General features: G+C 43.5%; 2 protein-coding genes. One reads left to right on the top strand and one right to left on the bottom strand.

Translation table 11 applies throughout. The features are described from left to right. Positions 1 to 59 precede the first annotated feature (59 nt). A complete protein-coding gene (locus F6K51_RS36580) occupies positions 60 to 1,445 on the bottom strand; it encodes a transposase (protein ID WP_293030890.1) in 1,386 nt (461 codons plus the stop codon). Positions 1,446 to 1,523: 78 nt separating this feature from the next. Here F6K51_RS36580 and F6K51_RS36575 point away from each other — a divergent pair, with 78 nt between their 5' ends. Beyond that, a complete protein-coding gene (locus F6K51_RS36575; protein ID WP_198953930.1) occupies positions 1,524 to 1,688 on the top strand; it encodes a hypothetical protein in 165 nt (54 codons plus the stop codon). Positions 1,689 to 1,844: the final 156 nt, after the last annotated feature.

Raw genomic sequence — 1,844 nt, 5'->3', positions numbered from 1 at the left:
ATTGAACCTCCCCATCCGTCGCAGGAATTGGGATTCCCAGGTACAATCGTGCGCGACTGTTATCTCCATGGGCGTAACTTTCCCTGGCCGTAGGCCACGCTACGCGAACGAACCGAAGGTAGCTGGGAGGGGTTAATCCCCAGTTTTTTGAGACCCCTGTTTTTGATGTTTACTGCACCATTTACATCAGCATCATCGTGATAGCCGCATTCAGTGCAGACAAACTTTTCTCCAGATCGATTTTCTGCACTGGTGTGATGGCATTTTGGACATTCTTGGGATGTATGCCTAGGGCTTACCTTGATTACTGGAATGCCTGACTTTGCAGCCACGACTTCGATTTTCTTGATCAATTCCCCCCAGGCAGCATCAGAGATTGAGCGGTTAAGTCCTCTTTTGGCTGATTGTCCATTACGTTCGCGAAGCGTCGGCTTTGCCGAATCGTATCCGCCATTTTCGTTGGGCTTGGGCTTACAGCGAGATTTCATGCCCTTAATGTTCAAATCTTCAAACACCAGGGCATCTGCACCATCAACTAATTTTTTGGCAGTTTCCCAGTGGTATACCGAGCGCCCATTTTCAATCCGTTCATGCAATGAACCCACTTTTTTGAATGACTTTTTACGATTTTTTGAGCCTTTTCGCTTACGACTTGCAGCTCTCTGTCTCAGTTTTAAACGTCTTGATTGGCGATTAAATTTACTGCTTTTGGCTGGATTTGCAATGATTTGACCATCAGAAATACTGACAAGCTTCCTGATCCCAAGATCACACCCTTTGACACGTCCTGGATCTATTTCGTCCCTAGTCTTGACAGGAGGCAATGGGACTGATTTATCTTCGATTTGAATGCTGACAAACCAGCCTCGTGACTTTCGACGGACAGTAACCGATTTCATCGTAAAACCATCCGGAATAGGACGGTAATTATAAAAGCCCATCCAGCCAATCCCAGGCAAGTAAATTCGATTACCGTCTAGTTTTACCTGACCTGGAGAGTATTTAAAATTCCGATAGCGAGAGCGTCTTTTAGGTTTTGGATACCTAGCCTCTCCTTTGAAAAACTTTGTAAAAGCAGTATCCAATTGCCTTAGCATTTGTTGTAAGACAGTTGAATGAATCTGCTTGTACCAGGGGCGCTGTTTTTTTAGCACAGGAAGACTTGAACTTTGAATCTCGTACGCACTACGCCTAGGGTTTTTGGTATTTTTCCATGGATACCCAACAGAACTTGATTTGCTTACCGAACAAGTAAGTGGACACGCCTCTCCATGACTTCTTAGATCACAATAATTCCCCAGCTTTGGAGATTTGACTTGTTCATAGGAATCACTTCTATCTCTCAACAAGTAATTATATTGACTCAACAGCATGTCTAGCCATTTAATCATGATAGCTTCTTGCTGAGGACTAGGTTTGAGTTTATAGACGTATCCTAATTGCATGGTATCGACCTTTTTCCTGTGCTATCGCGGATTAAGCTTACAGAAATATACTTGACAAGTAGGTAACAGGATTAACGTATGAAAAAATCAGGAAGACCTTGTATTCATCATGAGCCAAAGTCAGCTCATACAGTTAGAACCACCAATGCCGCTTGGGACGGGTTAAAGCAAATGGCAGCTAAAGCGGGATTGAGTCTGTCAGAATATCTGGAAGCCTTCGGAAAAACTGGTGTACTACCTTAGCAATTTTGAGGGGAAAATTCATCCCCACCCGTCGCAGGGATGGGGTATTCTTTTCCCCTCAAGCTCCCCTAATCGATAAAAGAGTATATATAATACTAGTGTATATACTTAGATCTTAATAAAGGCTTCAAGATTTCAGTTAAGGTCACCAGCCTA

The sequence above is a fragment of the Moorena sp. SIO3I8 genome (genome assembly GCF_010692325.1).
Lineage (GTDB): Bacteria > Cyanobacteriota > Cyanobacteriia > Cyanobacteriales > Coleofasciculaceae > Moorena.
The sequence above is the reverse complement of the archived record's forward strand: the minus strand, read 5'-3'. Positions and strand labels throughout refer to the sequence as shown.